Source organism: Arthrobacter nitrophenolicus (assembly GCF_000332815.1).
GTDB lineage: Bacteria > Actinomycetota > Actinomycetes > Actinomycetales > Micrococcaceae > Arthrobacter > Arthrobacter nitrophenolicus.
In genome coordinates this window covers 24,076-42,484 of sequence record NZ_AOFD01000004.1, presented here as the reverse complement: position 1 = coordinate 42,484, position 18,409 = coordinate 24,076, and the positions used below count along the sequence as shown (strand labels likewise).

The 18,409-nt window shown below is 68.3% G+C and carries 13 protein-coding genes and 6 pseudogenes; 3 read left to right on the top strand and 16 right to left on the bottom strand.

Features of this window, described 5'->3' with window-relative positions; genetic code table 11:
- Positions 1-14: 14 nt before the first annotated feature.
- Positions 15-1,036, bottom strand: a pseudogene (locus tag G205_RS02070) (3'-5' exonuclease).
- A gap of 83 nt (positions 1,037-1,119) precedes the next feature.
- On the opposite strand from G205_RS02070, the gene G205_RS02065 reads away from it, so the two are divergent.
- Positions 1,120-1,896 (top strand): VTT domain-containing protein, encoded by a 777-nt coding sequence (locus G205_RS02065; protein WP_009356514.1) that lies wholly within the window; start codon positions 1,120-1,122, stop codon positions 1,894-1,896.
- Between the two features lie 87 nt (positions 1,897-1,983).
- On the opposite strand, the gene rdgB is transcribed toward G205_RS02065, so the two are convergent.
- From rdgB to clpS, 6 genes and pseudogenes are all read right to left on the bottom strand, one after another.
- Positions 1,984-2,640, bottom strand: a complete 657-nt coding sequence (gene rdgB / locus G205_RS02060; protein WP_009356513.1) for an RdgB/HAM1 family non-canonical purine NTP pyrophosphatase — start codon at positions 2,638-2,640, stop codon at positions 1,984-1,986.
- A pseudogene (gene rph / locus G205_RS02055) lies at positions 2,637-3,394 on the bottom strand (ribonuclease PH). The gene rdgB and the pseudogene rph overlap by 4 nt, the downstream one beginning before the upstream one ends.
- Positions 3,395-3,460: 66 nt before the next feature.
- The gene (locus tag G205_RS02050) at positions 3,461-4,258 is read right to left on the bottom strand and encodes an MBL fold metallo-hydrolase (RefSeq protein ID WP_009356512.1); all 798 of its coding nucleotides are present in this window, start codon (positions 4,256-4,258) and stop codon (positions 3,461-3,463) included.
- Entirely contained in the window at positions 4,255-5,280 is a 1,026-nt protein-coding gene (gene murI / locus G205_RS02045; protein WP_235046747.1) for a glutamate racemase, read from the bottom strand. The genes G205_RS02050 and murI overlap by 4 nt, the downstream gene beginning before the upstream one ends.
- Before the next feature lie 105 nt (positions 5,281-5,385).
- Positions 5,386-5,951: pseudogene (locus G205_RS02040) on the bottom strand (DUF2017 domain-containing protein).
- Entirely contained in the window at positions 5,944-6,327 is a 384-nt protein-coding gene (gene clpS / locus G205_RS02035; RefSeq protein ID WP_009356509.1) for an ATP-dependent Clp protease adapter ClpS, read from the bottom strand. Before clpS ends, G205_RS02040 begins: the two are co-directional and overlap by 8 nt.
- A 215-nt stretch (positions 6,328-6,542) precedes the next feature.
- On the opposite strand from clpS, the pseudogene G205_RS02030 reads away from it, so the two are divergent.
- Together G205_RS02030 and G205_RS02025 are read left to right on the top strand one after the other, a co-directional pair.
- Positions 6,543-7,869, top strand: a pseudogene (locus tag G205_RS02030) (nicotinate phosphoribosyltransferase).
- A complete protein-coding gene (locus G205_RS02025) occupies positions 7,869-8,495 on the top strand; it encodes an isochorismatase family protein (protein WP_009356508.1) in 627 nt (208 codons plus the stop codon). The pseudogene G205_RS02030 and the gene G205_RS02025 overlap by 1 nt, the downstream one beginning before the upstream one ends.
- A gap of 59 nt (positions 8,496-8,554) precedes the next feature.
- Here G205_RS02025 and G205_RS02020 read toward each other — a convergent pair whose 3' ends face one another.
- The 9 genes and pseudogenes from G205_RS02020 to G205_RS01980 form a co-directional block, all read right to left on the bottom strand.
- A complete protein-coding gene (locus tag G205_RS02020; RefSeq protein ID WP_009356507.1) occupies positions 8,555-10,333 on the bottom strand; it encodes a DEAD/DEAH box helicase in 1,779 nt (592 codons plus the stop codon).
- Positions 10,333-10,673 (bottom strand): annotated as a pseudogene (locus G205_RS02015) (DUF3039 domain-containing protein). The gene G205_RS02020 and the pseudogene G205_RS02015 overlap by 1 nt, the downstream one beginning before the upstream one ends.
- Positions 10,674-10,792: 119 nt before the next feature.
- Complete coding sequence (gene nagB / locus G205_RS02010) at positions 10,793-11,572, bottom strand: glucosamine-6-phosphate deaminase (protein WP_009356505.1); 780 nt, start codon at positions 11,570-11,572, stop codon at positions 10,793-10,795.
- A gap of 25 nt (positions 11,573-11,597) precedes the next feature.
- Positions 11,598-13,167, bottom strand: a pseudogene (locus tag G205_RS02005) (transporter).
- Positions 13,149-13,988 carry an ABC transporter ATP-binding protein gene (locus tag G205_RS02000; RefSeq protein ID WP_009356502.1) on the bottom strand — a complete coding sequence of 280 codons (840 nt, stop codon included), beginning with the start codon at positions 13,986-13,988 and terminating at the stop codon, positions 13,149-13,151. The pseudogene G205_RS02005 and the gene G205_RS02000 overlap by 19 nt, the downstream one beginning before the upstream one ends.
- Positions 13,989-14,089: 101 nt before the next feature.
- Complete coding sequence (locus G205_RS01995) at positions 14,090-14,356, bottom strand: DUF3253 domain-containing protein (protein WP_009356501.1); 267 nt, start codon at positions 14,354-14,356, stop codon at positions 14,090-14,092.
- Positions 14,357-14,370: 14 nt separating this feature from the next.
- Positions 14,371-15,468 (bottom strand): NADH:flavin oxidoreductase/NADH oxidase, encoded by a 1,098-nt coding sequence (locus G205_RS01990; protein WP_009356500.1) that lies wholly within the window; start codon positions 15,466-15,468, stop codon positions 14,371-14,373.
- Positions 15,468-16,460 carry a tetratricopeptide repeat protein gene (locus G205_RS01985; RefSeq protein ID WP_035751792.1) on the bottom strand — a complete coding sequence of 331 codons (993 nt, stop codon included), beginning with the start codon at positions 16,458-16,460 and terminating at the stop codon, positions 15,468-15,470. Before G205_RS01985 ends, G205_RS01990 begins: the two co-directional genes overlap by 1 nt.
- Before the next feature lie 52 nt (positions 16,461-16,512).
- Positions 16,513-18,225: a DUF8094 domain-containing protein gene (locus tag G205_RS01980; protein WP_052013997.1), complete on the bottom strand. Its 1,713-nt coding sequence runs from the start codon at positions 18,223-18,225 to the stop codon at positions 16,513-16,515.
- Between the last annotated feature and the right edge of the window lie 184 nt (positions 18,226-18,409).

The window sequence follows — 18,409 nt, the reverse complement described above, 5'->3', positions numbered from 1 at the left end:
CCGCACGCGCCACCCTAGACGGTGGCTGGTTCTGCGCCGGCCACCATCTGCAGGAACTCGCCCTCGGACAGCACCTCAATCGTCTGGCCCCGCTCATGGAGCTCCAGGACGCGGCGCGCTTTGCCGGTCAGCCTCCCTGAGCGGAGGTCCGAGGCCACGAAGCCGTCACCGACCACCAGGACGGTGGTACGCCCGGTCACCCGGCTTTCGGTCCGTGCCCCCACTTCGGCGCTCATGACCTTGGCCTCCGGGCGCCCGATGGACAGCTGGCCCGTGAAGACGACGGTCTGGCCGAACAGCGGATGGCCCGGCCCGGCGTCGGGGTTGGGTTCGGGGTTGATGCCTTCCTCGGGCCAGCCGGCGCGGAACGGGCGGGCCAGCGCCGCACCGTTGCCGGTTGCTCCCGGCAGGGACATGCCGGCGACGGCGGCAAGGCTGGGTTTGGAGAGCGGATCCACTGCGGGGTCAAAGGCCTGCTGGCGCGGCACCGCGAGGCCCAGGGATAGGTAAGTTCGGCGATGCTGTTGGCGTTGTTCCGACGGGCGATGTCGATAAGGATGCCGGCGCAGGCCCGGGCGTCCTCCGCAGCGTCGTGGTGCTTGACCAGCGGCACGCCGGCTTCTTCCGCGGCGAACGGCAGCGAGTTGGACACCAGTGAATAACACCGCCGCGAGAGCATCACGGTGCAGACGTAATCGTAGGCAGGGCCGGGAAGGCCGGAGACCTCCAGGGCGGAGCGGATCACGCCCAGGTCGAACGCCGCGTTGTGGGCCGCCAGCACGTCGTCGCCGATAAAGGCACCAATTTCGGCGAACACGTCCCCGAACCGCGGCCGGTCCGCGACGTCCGCGGCACTGATGCCGTGGATCCGGACGTTGTGGAAATCGAAATGGTCGTGGTTCCGCGGCGGGCGCATCAGCCACGAGGCCTCGTCCACGATCCGGCCGCCCCGCACCTTGGTGAGCCCCACTGCGCAGGGAGAGCCCCTGAAGCCGTTCGCCGTCTCGAAGTCGATCGCAGTAAAGTCCAAACCCACGGCCCCCACCTTACCGCCGCCTGCCCCCGGGGCCCTGCAGGCACAGGCCCGTCAAGTACCCTTGAAGGGTGAACTTTCCTGTGATGAACGACCTCGCCGTGTCCATGCTGGGCGGGGCAGGACCGGTCCAGCCGCAGCTGGCCTCCTTCCTGCCCGACTGGCTGAACCCCCAAGTCTTCCTGGCCGATCCAGCCCTTGCCCCGTGGGTGGTCCTATTGGTCTGCGGCATCGTCTTCGCGGAAACCGGCCTGCTGGTGGGGTTCTTCCTGCCCGGCGACTCCATGCTGTTCACCGCCGGCCTGCTGGTCGCCACCGACACCATCAAGTTCAACATCTGGCTGTTCGCACTGCTGATTGTGATTTCCGCCATCATCGGCAACCAGACCGGCTACTTCATCGGTTCCAAAGCGGGCCCGGCCATCTTCAACAAGCCCAACTCCAGGCTCTTCAAGCGCGAGAACGTTGAGAACGCACACGCCTTCTTCGAGAAGCACGGCGGAAAAGCGCTGATCCTGGCTCGGTTCGTTCCCATCATCCGTACGTTCGTCCCGGTCATCGTGGGTGTGGCCCAGATGAGCCGCAAGAAGTTCTTCCTCTACAACGTCATTGGTGCCCTGCTCTGGGGCGGCGGCGTCACCCTGCTGGGCTACATCCTGGGCGACCGCATCCCGTGGATCCGGGACAACCTGGACATCATCTTTATCGCCATCGTGCTGGTTTCGGTCCTGCCGATCGGCATCGAGGTTCTCCGCGGCCTGTCCGCCAAGCGCCAGGCAGCAGCCTACGGCACCGACCCCGTGGACGAATTCATCGAGGAGCACGCTCCCGAGGACGAGCAGAAGACGCGGCGCCTTCCCTAAAAGGGCCAATTAAAAGCAGAGGGTTCGTTTCCCCGGCCGGGGAAACGAACCCTCTGCTTTTAATTCAGCGGCTAAGGCAGGGTCACGTCAGGAATCCGCGGCCTGCAGGGCCTCCACGATCGACGGCAGCAGCGCACGGAAGGCCTTGCCGCGGTGGCTGATGGCGTTCTTCTCCTCTGCGGAGAGCTCCGCGCAGCTGCGCTGCTCCCCCGCCGGCTGGAGCACGGGATCGTAGCCGAAGCCTCCCCCGCCCCTCGGCTCGCGGAGCAGGATGCCTTCGAGTTGCCCGTACTCCACCACTTCCCGCCCCGGGTTGCCGTCCGTTGCCGGCACGGCAAGGGCGGCCGCGCACACGAACGCCGCACCGCGGTGCCGGTCCGGAACGTCCGAAAGCTGGTTGAGCAGGAGCGCAAGGTTCGCGGCGTCGTCGCCGTGGCTGCCGGACCACCGCGCGGAAAAGATGCCCGGAGCCCCTCCCATGACGTCGACGGCGAGCCCGGAATCGTCCGCGATGGCCACCAGGCCGGTGGCATCGGCAACGGCCCGTGCCTTCAGCAGCGAGTTTTCGGCGAACGTCACGCCGGTTTCGACGACGTCGGGGGCACCTGCCGCCGCCGCGTCCACCACCTGCGTGTCGACGTCGAGCCCCGGGACCTGGCCGCGCAGCAGCTCACGCAGCTCCCGGAGTTTGCCCTTGTTGTGCGTGGCGAGGACCAGCCGGGGGCCGGCGCCGGCCGCGCTCACAGGGTGTCTGCCAGGGTCTCACGCTGGATGGCCGCAAGCTGGGTGGTGCCCAGCAGGGCCAGGTCCAGGAGCTTGTCCAGCTCCTCGCGGTCGAACGGCGCGCCCTCGGCAGTGCCCTGCACCTCAACGAACTTGCCGGAGCCGGTGACCACCACGTTCATGTCGGTCTCCGCACGGACGTCCTCGACGTACGGCAGGTCCAGCATGGGCACGCCGTCGATGATGCCCACGGAGACGGCTGCGATGGTGTCGATCAGCGGCTGCGCGCTCTTGGCGATGAGCTTGTTGTCGCGGGCGAAGCGGATGGCATCGGCAAGGGCCACGTAGGCGCCGGTGATGGCGGCCGTACGGGTTCCGCCGTCAGCCTGCAGGACATCGCAGTCCAGCACGATGGTGTTTTCGCCGAGGGCTTTTGTGTCGATGATGGACCGCAGGGACCGGCCGATGAGCCGCGAGATTTCGTGCGTGCGGCCACCGATCTTGCCCTTGACGGACTCCCGGTCGGAGCGGGTGTTCGTTGCCCGCGGCAGCATGGCGTACTCGGCCGTGACCCAGCCCCGGCCCTCGCCCTTCAGCCAGCGGGGGACGCCGGCGGTCAGGGAGGCGGTGCACAGGACCTGGTGTTGCCGAATTCGATCAGCGCCGAACCCTCAGCCTGGTTGGACCATCCGCGCGTGATGCTGATGGGCCGGAGCTGGTCCGGGGCGCGGCCGTCGGCACGCACGATGGGCACTGCAGTTGCTTCAGAAGTCATGCCTTTAGCTTATCCACTGCTGCCTGCACCGGCAGTTCCCGCAGGGCAGCCCGGCAGGCGGGGGCCTCAGATGGTGTAATGCACTCCGGCGACCGCCACGGCCACGTCTCCTGCGAACACCGGACGCGCCTCCGCCATCACGGTGGTCTGGGAGGTCCATACCGGGATGTGCGTCAGCAGGAGGCGGCGGGCACCGGCCGCCGTGGCGGCCTCCCCGGCGCGCTTGCCGGTCAGGTGGACATCCTTGATGCCGTTGTCCCGGCCCTCCTCGAAGGCGGCCTCGCACAGGAACAGGTCCGCGTCCTTGGCTGCCTCCTCCAGCCCGGCACACGAATCGGTGTCACCGGAATAGGTCAGGGTGCGGGAGACCATGGTGCCGTCCTTGTCCGGTTCCACCACCTCCACCCGGAGGGCATAGGCCTCCTCGATGGGATGGTTCACGGCGAAGGGCGTCACGGTGAACGGGCCCACGGTCACCGGTTCGCGCTCGGTCCAGTTGGTGAAGTCGAATTCCTCGTGCATGCCGGGGTCAAGGTCCAGGCCGTAGGCCGTGGCCATCCGGTCGGCAGTGGCGGCAGGCCCCCAGACGGGAATCCGCCCGCGTCCCCAGCCGCCGGGCTTCCAGCGGATGGCGACGTGCAGGCCGCACAGGTCCATGCAGTGGTCCGGGTGCAGGTGGGTGAGGAAGATCGCGTCAATGTCTTCGAGGTCCGTGTAGCGCTGGATGGCCCCCAGCGCGCCGCTGCCGAGGTCCATCACCACCTTCCACGTCCGCTCCCCGTCCGTGGCGGTCAGGAGGTAGCACGACGCCGGCGAACCGGGCCCCGGGAACGAGCCGGTACAGCCCACGATGGTCAGTTTCACAGCGCCGGACCCCCGGCGCGGCCTGCGTCCGCGAGGCCTCCCACGAAGTTGGAGATCCGGGGCCGGTTGGCGGCGCTCCGGGCTGCGGCGATCATTTCCGGCGTGATGCGCGCCAGGCTGCCGGTGGGGTACTGGGCCGCCACATGGTCCACGTGGCGGACGGACAGCACCTCGGGGCCGAGGAACCTGCGGGCCAGGGACTCGAACTGGCCGGCGTCGCCCGTTGCCACGAAGTGGTGCTCCGGCGGTGTTCCGGCGCTGCGCTGGAGGTTGTGAGTCGCCAGAGCACGGTACACGTCCTTGGCGGTTTCCTCGGCACTGGAGACCAGCGTGACGTCGGCCCCCATGACGTAGGAGATGACGCCGGTGAGCAGGGGGTAGTGGGTGCAGCCCAGCACCACGGTGTCCACCTCCGCGGCCTTCAGCGGCGCCAGGTATTCCTCGGCGACTGCCAGCAGGGCGGGCCCGGTGGTGATGCCGGCCTCCACGTAGCTGACGAACTCCGGGCAGGCCACGGACGTGATGGAGAGGTCCGGGGCGGCAGCGAAAGTATCCTCGTACGCCCGCGATCCAATGGTTGCGGACGTCCCGATGACGCCCACGCGTCCGGTGCGGGTGGCGGCAACGGCGCGGCGGACCGCCGGCTGGATCACTTCGATGACCGGGATGCCGTACTTGGCCGTGTACCGTTCGCGGGCGTCCCGGAGCACCGCGGCCGACGCCGAGTTGCAGGCGATGGTCAGCAGCTTGACGCCGGAGTCCACCAGTTCGTCCATCACGCCCAGGGCGTTGGCCCGGACTTCCGCGATGGGCAGGGGACCGTAGGGCCCGTTGGCGGTGTCCCCCACGTACAGGATGGACTCGTTGGGAAGCTGGTCGATGATGGAGCGGGCCACGGTGAGGCCCCCTACACCGGAATCGAATACACCGATGGGGCGCGCTTCCAGGGCGGCGGCCTGTAGGTCGTCCGCTTCGGATGCCTGCCCGGCTGCCGGCGGATCCATGCTCGAGGCTGTTGTCATGATTATTCGAGGATAGGTGCTCCCCGATGCCTCAGCCATCATCTTGTGGCCTGTGACTCATGTCTAATTTGTCACACGGCGCCGGGACCGGGCGGCCCGGATTCCTCAACGCCGCGTTTCCAGCGACTGCAGCATCGCCTGCACCAGTGATTCCTGCAGCCAGGTGGCGAAGTTGTAGACCAGGGCCAGGTAGCTCTCCACGTCCTCGGCCTGGGACCAGTCCTGCATCAGGTGGACGTGTTCGGCGTCCTCCTCGTCCCGGATGTCCAGGCGCTCGGCCAGGACCAGGCGGACATCGTTCAGTGCCATGGACCAGTGCTTCGCCCCCTCGGGAGTCAGCACGATTTCGTCTTTGTCCAGGTCCAGCGCGGCCGCGCGCAGCGCGCCGATCTTCGTTTCCCGGAGCGAGCGCTCGGTGAGCTGGCGGAACTCGAGGGAGGCGGCGCCGTCGTCCTTCACCACGTTGGGGAGCAGGCGCTTGACGGCCCGGTCCGTCGGTTCGGCAACGTCCATGTCCAGCCCGATGAGCGCTGCCAGCGGATCCTGGCCTGCGCGCTCCTCCGGCTGGAGCATGGAGATGACGTCGTCGATCAGGCTGTGCAGGAGCTCGCGTTCGGCGGGTTCGAGGTAGCCGGTGATGCCCTTGAGCCGTACTTGAATGCCTTAGCCACGTTTCCCCTTGCCCTGGCCCGGTCCGCCGGACTTCCCGGAGTTGCCGCCGGGGCCGCCGCTCGCTTTCTCCACCGTGGCCCACAGGCCGAACCCGTGCATGGCCACAGCGTGCCGTTCCACCTGTTCCTTGCTGCCGTGCGCAACGATCGAGCGGCCCTTCCTGTGGACCTCCATCATGAGCTTGTTCGCCTTGCTCTCCGAGTAGCCGAAGTAGCTTTGGAACACGTAGCTGACATAGCTCATGAGGTTGACGGGATCGTTCCAGATCACCAGGTTCCAAGGGATGTCCGGGGCGGTCAGGGAGTCTGTAGCCTCCGCTGTTCCGGTCCGGGTGCCCTCCTGCGTATCAGGGCCGAGCGCAACGCTTAAGGTCATCTGTCCATTCTATGGGGATGCGGACCCACGCCGCCGAGGGCCCCGCCCGCGAAGCGCGTGGGAGACGTGGGAGCCAGTGGGTGGGCCCACACTGGCGAGGGACCCGCGGCGAAGCGGAGCGAGACGTGGGAGCCAGTGGGTGGGCCCACACTGGCGAGGGACCCGCGGCGAAGCGGAGCGAGACGTGGGAGCCAGTGGGGACTAGAGTGATTTTCGTGAGTACCTCCGCCGGCTGGGACCATCCCCGCACGTCTTTTTACACCGACCACTACGAGCTGACCATGCTGCAGGCGTCGCTCCATTCCGGAGCTGCGCACCGCAAGTCGGTGTTCGAGGCGTTCGCCCGCCGGCTGCCGGACGGCCGGCGCTACGGATCGTGGCCGGTACGGGCCGGCTCCTGGAGGGCATCGCCAACTTCCGGTTCGGCGCGACGGAACTGGACTTCCTGGCCCGCACCGGAGTGGTCAATGACCAGACCCTGGAATACCTGGCTTCCTACCGCTTTTCCGGCGACATCTGGGCTACGCCGAGGGTGAAGCGTACTTCCCCAACTCCCCCATCCTGATCGTGGAGGGCACCTTCGCCGAGGCGTGCATGCTGGAGACCTACATCCTGTCCGTCCTCAACCATGACAGCGCGATCGCCTCTGCTGCCTCGCGGATGGTCAGCGCCGCACACGGCCGCCCCTGCATCGAGATGGGCTCCCGCCGCACCCACGAGGAAGCTGCGGCGTCCGCCGCCCGCGCCGCCGTCATCGCCGGGTTCGACAGCACGTCCAACCTCGAGGCGGGCGCCCGGTACGGCATCAAGACCGTCGGCACCGCCGCCCACTCCTTCACCCTGCTGCACGACACCGAGCGGGACGCCTTCGAGGCCCAGATCGCGGCGCTCGGCGAGGGCACGTCCCTCCTTGTGGACACGTACGACGTCGAGGCGGCCGTCCGCACGGCCGTGGACCTGGCGGGTCACCGGCTGGGCGCCGTCCGGCTGGACTCTGGCGACCTCGTGGACCAGGCGCAGTGGGTGCGCCGGCTCCTGGACGACCTCGGCAACGAGGACACCAAGATCGTGGTCACCTCGGACCTGGACGAGTACGCCATCGCCGCGCTGCAGTCCGCGCCGGTGGACTCCTACGGCGTGGGAACGTCCCTCGTGACAGGCTCCGGTGCGCCCACAGCCAGCATGGTCTACAAGCTCGTGAGCCGCACGGACGACGACGGCAACTTCGTCTCGGTGGCCAAGGCCGCCAAGAACAAGGCCAGCGTAGGCGGACGCAAGTAGCGCTGCGGAAAATGAAACGAACACGGCATTGCCACCGCCGAGATTGTGGGCGTCGGCCGCCGGCCGGATGATGACGGCAACGACCGGCCGCTGCTGCAGCAGTTCATGAAGAACGGTGAACTCGTCCCCGGGTGGACCGGCCATGAAGGCGTCCTCCGGGCGCGCCAGCGGCACGCCGACTCGATGGCCGAACTGCCGCCCGTGGTCAACCGCCTCCAGCGCGGCGAGGCCGCCATTCCCACCATCTACGAGGAGAACTGATGTCGCGTGCGCTGATCATCGTCGATGTCCAGAACGACTTCTGCGAGGGCGGTTCCCTGGCTGTCCAGGGCGGCGCTGCCGTGGCGGGGGCCATCAGCGAATACGTGGACGCCCACCACAACGAGTTCGACCACATCGTTGCCACCCAGGACTGGCACATCGATCCGGGCAGCCACTTCTCGGACACCCCCGATTTCAAGGACAGCTGGCCGCCGCACTGCGTCGCGGGCACCCGGGGCGCCGAACTGCATCCGGACCTGGACACGGAGTACATCCAGGCGTACTTCCAGAAGGGCCAGTACGCGGCTGCCTATTCGGGCTTCGAAGGGCTCCTGGCGCCTGAGGATGCTGTCCCCACCGGCGAACGCCAGCCCGGCGGCGGCGACACCAGCCGGTTCGCCCCCGACGAGGACGCGATCGGCCTGGATGACTGGCTGCAGAGCCACGACGTCGAGGACGTTGTGGTGGTGGGCATCGCCACCGACTACTGCGTCCGGGCCACGTCACTGGACGCCGTCCAGGCGGGCTACTCCGTCACGGTGATCCGGTCCCTGACCGCCGGCATTGCCGAGGACCTTGAAGAGGCTGTTGCCGAGATGGAACTCGGCGGCGTCGACGTTTCCTGAAGCTGAACGCAGGAGTGGCCCGGTGCGCTGCGCCGGGCCACTCGTGTCTCAAATCACCGCTACTTGCGGCCGATGAACCAGTCCTGGAGCTTCCTCAGCCGCGCCTGCAGCTGCTCCTCGTTGGCCTGCGCCACGGCGGGGCCGCCGCACACGGTCCGGAGCTTGGTGTGGATGACACCGTGCGGCGTGCCGGTCCGCGCGGACCAGGCCGCCACGTTCTTGGCGAGCTCGTTCCGCAGGTCCATGAGCATCCGGTGGTCCGGGACGGCAGGTGCGGCGGCTTCGGCCGCGGGTGCCTTCCGGTTCTTCCGGTTGAGCTGCTCATGCTGGCGCTGGCGCAGGAGCGTGCCCACCTGCTCCGCGTCCAGCAGGCCGGGGATGCCCAGGAAGTCCAGCTCGTCGTCGGACCCCACCTCGCCGCCCGTGCCAAACTCGCCGCCGTCGAAGAGCACGCGGTCAAAGGAGGCCTGCGAGTCCAGCGCCTCGAACTTGCCCTTGGTGAGGCTGTCCGAGGCCTTGTCCTCGCGGTTGGCCTCCGCCATCAGCGAGTCCTCGGGGTTGAACAGGCCGTCCCCGTCCTCCTTCTCCGGACGGTCCAGGGCATGGTCCCGTTCCGCCTCCATGGAGTTGGCCAGTGCCATCAGCTGTGGCACCGAAGGCAGGAAGACTGACGCCGTTTCACCCCGTTTCCGTGCGCGCACGAAGCGGCCCACGGCCTGGGCGAAGAACAGCGGCGTGGAGGTTGAGGTGGCGTAGACGCCGACGGACAGCCTGGGAACGTCCACGCCTTCGGACACCATGCGGACCGCCACCATCCAGCGGGTCTCGCCCGCCGAGAACTCCTCGATCTTGCTCGAGGCCTTGGCGTCGTCGGAGAGGATGACGGTGGGTGACTCCCCCGTGATCCTCTTCAGCTGGCCGGCGTAGGCCCGGGCGTCCTCGTGGTCCGTGGCAATGACCAGGCCGCCGGCGTCGGGGACGGTGCGCCGGACCTCGGTCAGGCGCTTGTCAGCCCCGGCCAGCACGGCAGGAATCCACTCGCCTGCCGGGTTCAGGGCAGTCCGCCAGGCCTGGGACGTGATGTCCTTGGTGACGGCGGCCTCGCCCAGCGACGCCGCCATTTCCTCACCGGCGCTGGTGCGCCAGCGCATCTGGCCGGAGTAGGCCATGAAGATCACCGGCCGGACCACATGGTCCCGCAGGGCGTTGCCGTAGCCGTAGGTGTAGTCGGCCTTGGAACGGCGGATGCCGTCCCTGTCCTCCGCGTACTCAACGAACGGGATGGGCGAGGTGTCGGAGCGGAACGGGGTACCGGTCAGGGACAGCCGGCGCACCGCCGGATCGAAGGCTTCGCGGAGGCCGTCGCCCCAGGAGAGGGCCTCGCCACCGTGGTGGATTTCGTCCAGGATCACCAGCGTGCGTGCGGCCTCCGTCTTGGCCCGGTGCAGCAGCGGTTTGCTGGCCACCTGGGCGTACGTGACGGCAACTCCGATGAACCCGCGGCCGTGCTGGCCGTCCGAGTTCTTGAAGTTGGGGTCGATGGCGATGCCCACCCGCGCGGCAGCGTCGGCCCACTGCCGCTTGAGGTGGTCCGTGGGCGCCACGATGGTCACCCGGTTCACGGCGCCGGAATCGATCAGCGTCGACGCGATCCGCAGGGCGAAGGTGGTCTTACCGGCGCCGGGGGTCGCCACCGCGAGGAAGTCGCGGGGGCTGTTCCGGAGATAAAGGTCGAGGGCTTCCTGCTGCCAGGCACGGAGTTTCGGGGCGGTTCCCCAGGCTGCGCGTTCCGGATAAGCCGGAGGCAGGGTGGGGCCGCCAAAGAGCGTCTCCGTCACTACTTGTTGTTGCCCGAGTCCCCTCCGGGACCCTTGCCGCCGTCGTTGCCGGGGCGGAGGCCGTCATAGACCTCTTTGCACGTGGGGCATACCGGGAACTTCTGCGGATCCCGGCCCGGCGTCCAGACTTTGCCGCACAGGGCGATGACAGGCTCACCGGTCAGCGCGGACTCCATGATTTTTTCCTTGCGCACATAGTGCGAAAAGCGCTCCCGGTCCCCGGTTCCACTTCCTGGCGCAGTTCCTCGCGCTCAATGGTGGCTGTGGACGATCCAGCCCCGGAAAGCTCGCGCATCGGGTCGTTGTCGAGGGGGTCCGTCATGCTAGTCATGCCAACCATCTTAGCCGTTCCGGTGGCCGGGAGTCCGACGGCGGGCCGGGCGCGTGCGGCCGGATGCGGCTGTGCGGCGCCCACCGCCGTCGTGCCTTTTTCTGCCGTCCCGCCTCCCGTGCAGCGGGTCAGAGCCCCTGCCAGGCGGGCTTGTTGTCGTAGGTGTGCCGGTAGAAATCCGCGAGCTTGAGCGCCGAAGCCGCCGCTTCGTCCAGCAGGACGGTGGCGTGCGGGTGGAACTGCAGGATCGACGCCGGGCAGATGGCGGAGACCGGCCCCTCGACGAACTCGCGCACAGCCTGTGCCTTCTGCGCCCCGGTGGCGATCAGGATCACATGCCGGGCCTCCATGAGGGTGCCGAGGCCCTGCGTCAGGACGTGGTGCGGGACCTCGGCCAGGCTCTTGAAAAAACGGGCGTTGTCCCGGCGTGTCTGTTCAATCAGGCTCTTGATCCGCGTGCGCGAGGCAAAGGAGGACCCTGGCTCATTGAACGCGATATGCCCGTCGGTACCCACCCCCAGGAGCTGCAGGTCCACGCCGCCGGCTGCGGCGATGGCATCCTCATAGGCCTGGCAGGCTGCCGGGATGTCGCCGGCTGACCCGTCGGGGCCATGGACCTTCTCCGGCGCGATGTTCACCCGGTCCGTGAACTCCCGCCGGATGACTTCCCGGTACGACTCCGGATGCCCGGCGGGCAGGCCAACATATTCGTCCAGCGTGAACGCCGTGGCCCGGCTGAAGTCCAGGCCCCGGCTGTTCCGTTCCGCCAGCTCGTCGTAGACCGGCAGCGGCGAGGACCCCGTGGCAAGGCCAAGCACCGCGTCCGGCTTCCGCCTGAGCAGTTCCTCGATGGCATCCGCCGCCAGCTTGCCGATCTGCCTGCGTCCGCCCAGGATGACTACTTCCATGCTGTTTCCTTCCGCCGTATCGCCGTTACTTATTAACAGCCACCTGGGCCAGGAGTTCCGGCCCGCGGGCATCGAGCCATTTCCCGCCCAGCCGCACACCAAGCACGAACAGGACGAGGCCCAGCACCGTTCCCACCGCGAGGTTGAGCCAGCCAAAGAGGCTGTTGCCGGTCACCAGCTGCGCGACCATCAGCGCCGCCTCGGGCAGGACCAGCACCACCAGGACCAGCATCCCGCCGAACTGCACTGCGAGGGTCTGCCCCACGTTGCCCGGCGGCTTCTTGAACGGGCTGTCCCCGGGGAGCGGAACCGCCACGGTGTAGCGGGCAGAAACTACGGACGCCAGCCCCAGGCAGGTGAAGAGGATACCCAGTCCCAGCCCGAGCTGGCCGGGCAGTCCGGACCATTCGCCGGTGAACGCCGCGGAGCCCACGGCAAAGATGACCACCACCGGAAGGGCGAAGGACAGGCAGGCCAGGGCGCGGCCCAGCCGGTCCGCCACGCCGGACACCCCTGTTGCCAGGTGCAGGGCGAACGCGGTGTTGTCATAGGACACGTCGGCCGAAATGGACCACGCGATGATGAACGCGGAGATCGGCGCCAGGAAGGCAAGGCTGGAGTACTCTCCGGTCTGGGCGCCCTGGAAGACCAGGACAACGGGCAGCAGAGGGATGACCACCAGCGATCCCGAGTAGCGGGGGTCCCGGACCCAGTAGGTGAGCGACCTCGCCATGACGGCGCCCGCCGGTACGGGCGGCAGGATCCCCAGGAGCCCAAGCCTGCTTCCCTTGCGCTTGCCGCTGCCGGCGTACGGCGGCGTGACGAGCGCCCTTTCCAGGAGCACCTTCCAGCACCAGGCCAGCGCAGCAAGCGAGGCCACCGCCACCAGGAGCTTGACCGCGGCCGGACCAAACTGCCCTGCGTGGAGCTCGCCGCCCAGGGACCAGGCGGCCCCGAGCGGGGTCCAGGAGAGCACCCTTGCGAAGTCCGGCAGGAAAGCGGTCGAGTTCGAGATGCCCTGGCCGACGCCCGCGATGATGGGTCCGAGGAGGACGAGCGGAACCATGAAGGCAATGGCGCTGATGTCCTTGAACCGCCGGGAGGCTGCAAGGCTGGCGGTGGCCGTGGTCACCACCTTTGAAAGCACGATGCACGTCATCACGCCCAGCGCCGCCCCCAGCAGTGCGCCGAGCACGGGCAGCACCCCACGGAACCAGGTCACCACCGTGGACAGCGCCACCAGGGCAGTGGCAAGGCCCGGGATGCCGATCAGCCCGCCGAGCGCCAGGCCGGCCAGCATCTGCCGCATCGGGATGGCGAAGGTGGTGAAACGGGACGGGTCCAGGGTCATGTCCGTGGCTGAGGCCACTACCGATGATTCCCCACCCCAGGACGGCAGCGGAGCCGCCGAGCACCACCGCGGTCTGCGCGATTTCAGCGTCCGCGGAGCGCAGCAGGACCAGAGCCAACACCAGGGTGAAGACCAGGCCCAGCGCGTAGAGTCCGGCGAAAGCCAGGCCCACGAGCTGCCAGGGACTGCGGCGGAGGCCGTTGCGGAGCAGGGTCAGTTTCAGCCTTAGAAGGTGCGCAACCATTCCAGCCCTTCCGTGCGGCTGCGTCCGCCGACCAACTGGACGAACCGGTCTTCGAGGGATGCACCGGCGCGGACCTCGTCAACAGTGCCGGCAGCCAGGAGCCGGCCGCCCGCCACCACAGCCACGTGATCGCACATGCGCTGGACCAGGTCCATGACATGGCTGGACATGATGACCGTACCGCCCGACGCCACGTAGCCGTCCAGGATGGAGTGGATGTTCGCCGCCGAGACCGGGTCCACGGCCTCGAAGGGTTCGTCGAGGACCAGCAACCGGGGGGCATGGATCAGGGCGGAGGCGAGCGCGATTTTCTTGGTCATGCCGGCGGAGTAGTCCACCACCAGCGTTCCCGCATCCTGCGTCAGGTCCATGGCTTCCAGCAGGTCGCCCACGCGGGAGGCCACCACGGCCCTGTCCATGCCGCGCAGCAGTCCGGCGTAGGTGATCAGTTGTTCACCGGTCAGCCTGTCGAACAGCCTGACGCCGTCGGGCAGGACGCCCATGAGTTTCTTGGCTTCGAGGGGGTGCGCCCAGACATCGATGCCGTGGACAAACGCTGTCCCGAAGTCCGGCCGCAGCAGTCCGGTGGCCATGGACAGCGTGGTGGTCTTGCCTGCGCCGTTGGGGCCCACGATGCCGTAGAAGGAGCCGGCAGGCACGTCCAGGCTGATGCCGTCCACCGCGATTTTCTGGCCGAACCGCTTGGCCAGGCCGCGGATGGCCAGGGCCGGAACTGCGCCGGCGGCGGCAGGGGAAGGGGGTGCGGCGGCCTCGGCGGGATGCAGCGGCACGCCCGCGGGATCGGGATGCTGGGCGGTCATGAAGCCAGACTAGCCCCCGGAACACGGCTGCGGGGTCCTCCGGGAGGAGTAGAAATAAAGGCGTACGGCTGCTGTCCGCCCCGCCAGACTGCCCGCCCTTCCTAAGTGGCCTTGCGGATGCGGATGGGCCCCTTCGCAGTGGCCGGATCAACCACCGAACCACCTTGGGTAATCACAACCTCGCCGGCGTCGACGAGCCGCCGCGCCGCACGCCGGGCCGGCTCCATAAGATCGCGCCAGTGTTCGCCGCCGACGGCCCGTGCCGCGTCGGACGGACAGATGGTGGACGTGGCGGCCCTGGCAGCCAGGAGCCCAAGGATTGTGGCTTCCAGCTGCTGGTCGATGCCGGCGGAATCACGGGGCGTCATTGCTGCTCCCGTACTCAGAAGCTGCGCCGCGGCATCGCCCGCTCGTACTGGGGAGCCCAGCCGATTTCGTGGCCCAGTTCGAACGCTGCACGGAGCCACCAGTGCGGGTCGCGGAGCGCGGCCCTGGCAATCAGCACGGCATCGGCCTGTCCGCTGGCGATGGCGTGTCCGGCCTGCCCGGCGGAGGTCAGCAGGCCCACTGTCCCGGTGGGAATGCCGGCCTCTTTGCGGATGGCCGCGGAAAAACCGGTCTGGTATCCGGGGCCGGGCGTAATCCTTTGGTGGGCCACTGCTCCCCCGCTGGACACGTCAACCAGGTCCACGCCGCGTTCCGCTGCCTGCCGTGCCAGGCGGATGGAAGCCGGCAGGTCAACGCCGCCCTCGGCCCAGTCGGTGGCGGAAATCCTCAGCAGCAGCGGCATCGAGTCGGGGATGGCGTTGCGCACGGCATCGACGACGGCAAGCATCAGGCGGTTGCGGCCGGCCTCGTCCCCGCCCCATTCGTCGGTGCGCAGGTTCGTCAGCGGGCTCTGGAACTGATGCAGCAGGTAGCCGTGTGCGCCATGGATCTCCACGGTGTCAAAGCCTGCGTCCACCGCGCGCTGCGCCGCTGCCGCGAAGTCCGAGATCACCGCCCGGATCTGCCCGGCTGTCATCTCGGCGGGAACCTCGTAGCCGTCGTAGGCCACGGCTGAAGGACCCGCTGTGCCCCAACCGCCGTCGGCGGCTGCCACACTGCCATGCCTGCCGGAGAACGGCCACCACGTGGAGGCCTTCCGGCCGGCATGCGCCAGCTGCACTCCGATCTTCGCGCCGGCCGCTCCATGGCGGTGCACAAAGGTGGTGATCCGCTGCCACGCCTCGGCCTGGTCATCGTTGTAGAGCCCGGCGTCGCGGGGGCTGATGCGGCCCTCGGCAGCCACCGCGGCCGCCTCGGTGAGCAGCAGCGCGGCCCCGCCGGCGGCAAAGGAACCCAGATGCATGAGGTGCCAGTCGTTGGGAACCCCTGGCGCGGCGTCGGGATCGCAGCTGTACTGGCACATGGGCGACAGCCAGCCGCGGTGCTGGAGCTCCAGGGAACGGAGCTTCAGCGGATCGAAGAGGCCCGGCACTAGAAGAGGACCCTCGCCAGTGCCTGGCGCGCCTTAGAAACGCGTTCGTCGGATGCGCCCACCACGTCGAAGAGTTCCAGCAGGCGGACGCGGGCGGTCTCACGCTCCGGACCGAAGTTCCTGCCAATGAACGCCACCAGCCGGTTCAGGCCGTCGTCAACGTGTCCGCCGGCGATGTCCAGGTCCGCGACAGCAAGCTGGGCTTCCAGGTTGTCCGGCTCGTTGGCGGCGAGCGTGCGGACGGACTCGGCGTCCTGGGCCGAGAGCGGCTGCAGGCGTGCCATCAGCTCCACCTGGGCAAGTCCTGCCTTGGCCTCGTGGTCCGAGGGCATCTCCTTGAGCGCTTGGCGGTAGGCATCCGCGGCAGCGTCGAAGTCGCCCGCCTCGATGGCATCGTAGGCGGCCTGGTGAAGTGGCGGCAGCGGCGCGGGCTCGGATTCCTCACCGGCGCCCGCGTTCAGGCTGCCGGTCACGCCGTTCGCCGCAGCCACCTTCAGCAGCTCGTCGAACAGGGCGCGCACTTGCTGCTCGTCCGCGCTGCCCTGGAAGAGCGGTACGGGCTGACCCTTGAGGACGGCCACAGCGGTGGGCACTGCCTGCACCTGGAACGCCTGGGCCAGCTGCGGAAACGCCTCGATATCGGCGGCCCCTAGGACAAGCCGGCCCCCGTAGCTCTTCACCACGCTGTCCAGCGTCTGCAGCATCCCGGTGGACTCCGGCGAGTACGGGGCCCACAGGGCGAACACCACGGGGACCTGCGCGGACAGTTCCACCAGTTGCTGGAAATTGGCCTCGGTGACGTTGACCCGCAGGTCCGGTCCGCCTGCAGTTCCGCCGGACTGCGACCCGTCCGGTGCGACGGCACCACCGGCGGCGCCGGTTCCGGCAGGCGCGGCCGGGCGCTGCTTCAGGGTTGAAAGGTCGACGGCGCCGCGCAGGTTAAGCAGGCTGGCAGCGGCTGGAGGGACTGGGCGGGAAGCAGGCGAACTCATGCTTTCCACTTTAGCCACTCCGGCCGCTGCCGGAAGTAATACGGTGCCGGGGCTACTTGAAGCTGGCGCCGACCAGGCCGCGGGTTGCGGCGACGAGCTTCATGGGGTCGCTGGAGCCGGCAGGCGGTATGTACACTGCCATCGACTCGGCGAAGTTGAGCACCATGCCGGTGGTGGTTTCCTTGCCGCCGGCCAGGGCTGCTGCGTCATCACCGATGGTCAGCTTGTCGCCGGCAGCCTTCGGCGTGCCTTCAAAACCGAAGTTGATCCGGCCCAGGACCAGGGCCCCGCCGTCGTCGGTGCGGAAGACCACCGTGCTTTCCGGAACCACCTTGTGGGTGAAGGCGAAGTTGCCGTTCTCCCCGGCCTTGACCACCTCTGCCTGGTAGGACAGCGTGTCGGCGATGTACGGCGAGGACTCGCCCTCAACAAGCTTGTCCTTGAAGGCGGAATCGGGAGTGGTCAGGCGGTCGGCGAGGCCCGAGAGGGCCTCTTCCCCGCTGTACAGCAGGCCGGTCTTGTCGCCGGCGGCGAGCGTGTCCGTGCCGCCGCGGCTGATGGTGGGGAACGTGGCGCCGGGCTGGAGCGGGGTGGTTTCCACCAGCTTGTAGTTCTCGCGCGGGGAGGGCTGGACCAGGGTCAGCAGCTGGGGCACCACGTTGCCGTCGCCCTGGGTGACGGCAAGGACGGAGCGGGGCCAGTCGCGGTCACTGGTGACCACGGTGGTGAGCAGCTTGGTGGAGCGGACGGGCATCCTGGCTTCGTAGGAACCCACCTGGGAACGGATCTTGTAGTTCTGGGTGCGCACTTCCAGCTCGGTGCCGCCCACACGCTCGGCCAGCTGGCCCGCGTCCTTGGCGGCATCACCGGCGTCGACGGCGCTGGAAACCTGCTCCAGGATCCTGCGGAACTGGGCATCAAGCAGGACCGGCGATCCGGCCTCCGGGGCAGCCGGTGCCGACGGCGAACCGGTGGCTTCCGGAGCGGGCGTGGCAGCGTACGCAGCCGTGCCGGACCCCGCGAGGACTGCTGCAGTGATGCCCGCAGCCACCATGCCGGCACGCGAGGATGCCTTGGAAGATCCGGCTCCCGACTGGCTCCGGGCACGGGCCCGCTGCGCAAAGCCGCTGCCCTGCCCATCGCCTTCACCGTTCCGCTTGCGCGCGGAGATCAGTGCCAGCGCGATGCCGCCAAGGATCAGGAGGGAGCCAAGCACGATGAGGGGAATGGCCCACGGTGTGGATGTGTCGTTGGGGAATGTCATGGAGACGGAGGCCGGCGCGGCCTTGGTTCCGTCGGAGGCGAGCAGGAGGCTCCAGTCGCCGTCTGCCGGAGGCGTCCAGGAGTATTCCAGTTCACCGCTGGCGTTTTCGCTGGAAACCCAAAGGTCGGAGCCGGCCGGGTTGGGGGTGGTGGCCTCGCCGTCGGTGTGCTCGACCTGCAGGGACTTGCCGTCCTCAGAAACACCGCTGATGGTGTTGTGCGCGGCCTGTCCAACCCAGGCGTCGACGTCGTCCGGACGGCCGGCGGCGAGCAGGAAGTTGCCGTCGCCCTCGATGCTGATCTTGACGGTACCGCCGTGCAGGGTGCGCAGGTTCTGGTCAATGACGGTCAGCGGCGCTTCCGCCGTGTCGGCCGGCGCGGCTGCCGTGAAGGTCTCGGAAGGGGCCCAGATGGTTCTCTGGCCGATGCCGGCCAAAAGTGTCAGGAGGCCGAGCAGCACGAGTGCGACTGCAGTCTTTAAACGCAAGGGAACACCTATCATCAGCGGGGGTTTGCCTTCCATAGTAACCGTTTTGTTACCAGGGCCCCGGATTGGGTGGCTGCCGCCCCGGGAAAATGCCCCGGACCACCCCCGTCCGCAGCTGTTGACAAGGCTGCTGATAGTGTTTGCGATGATCATCACATTGGCCCGTTGACGCGGCGCCACGTACGGAACAGGCCCTCAA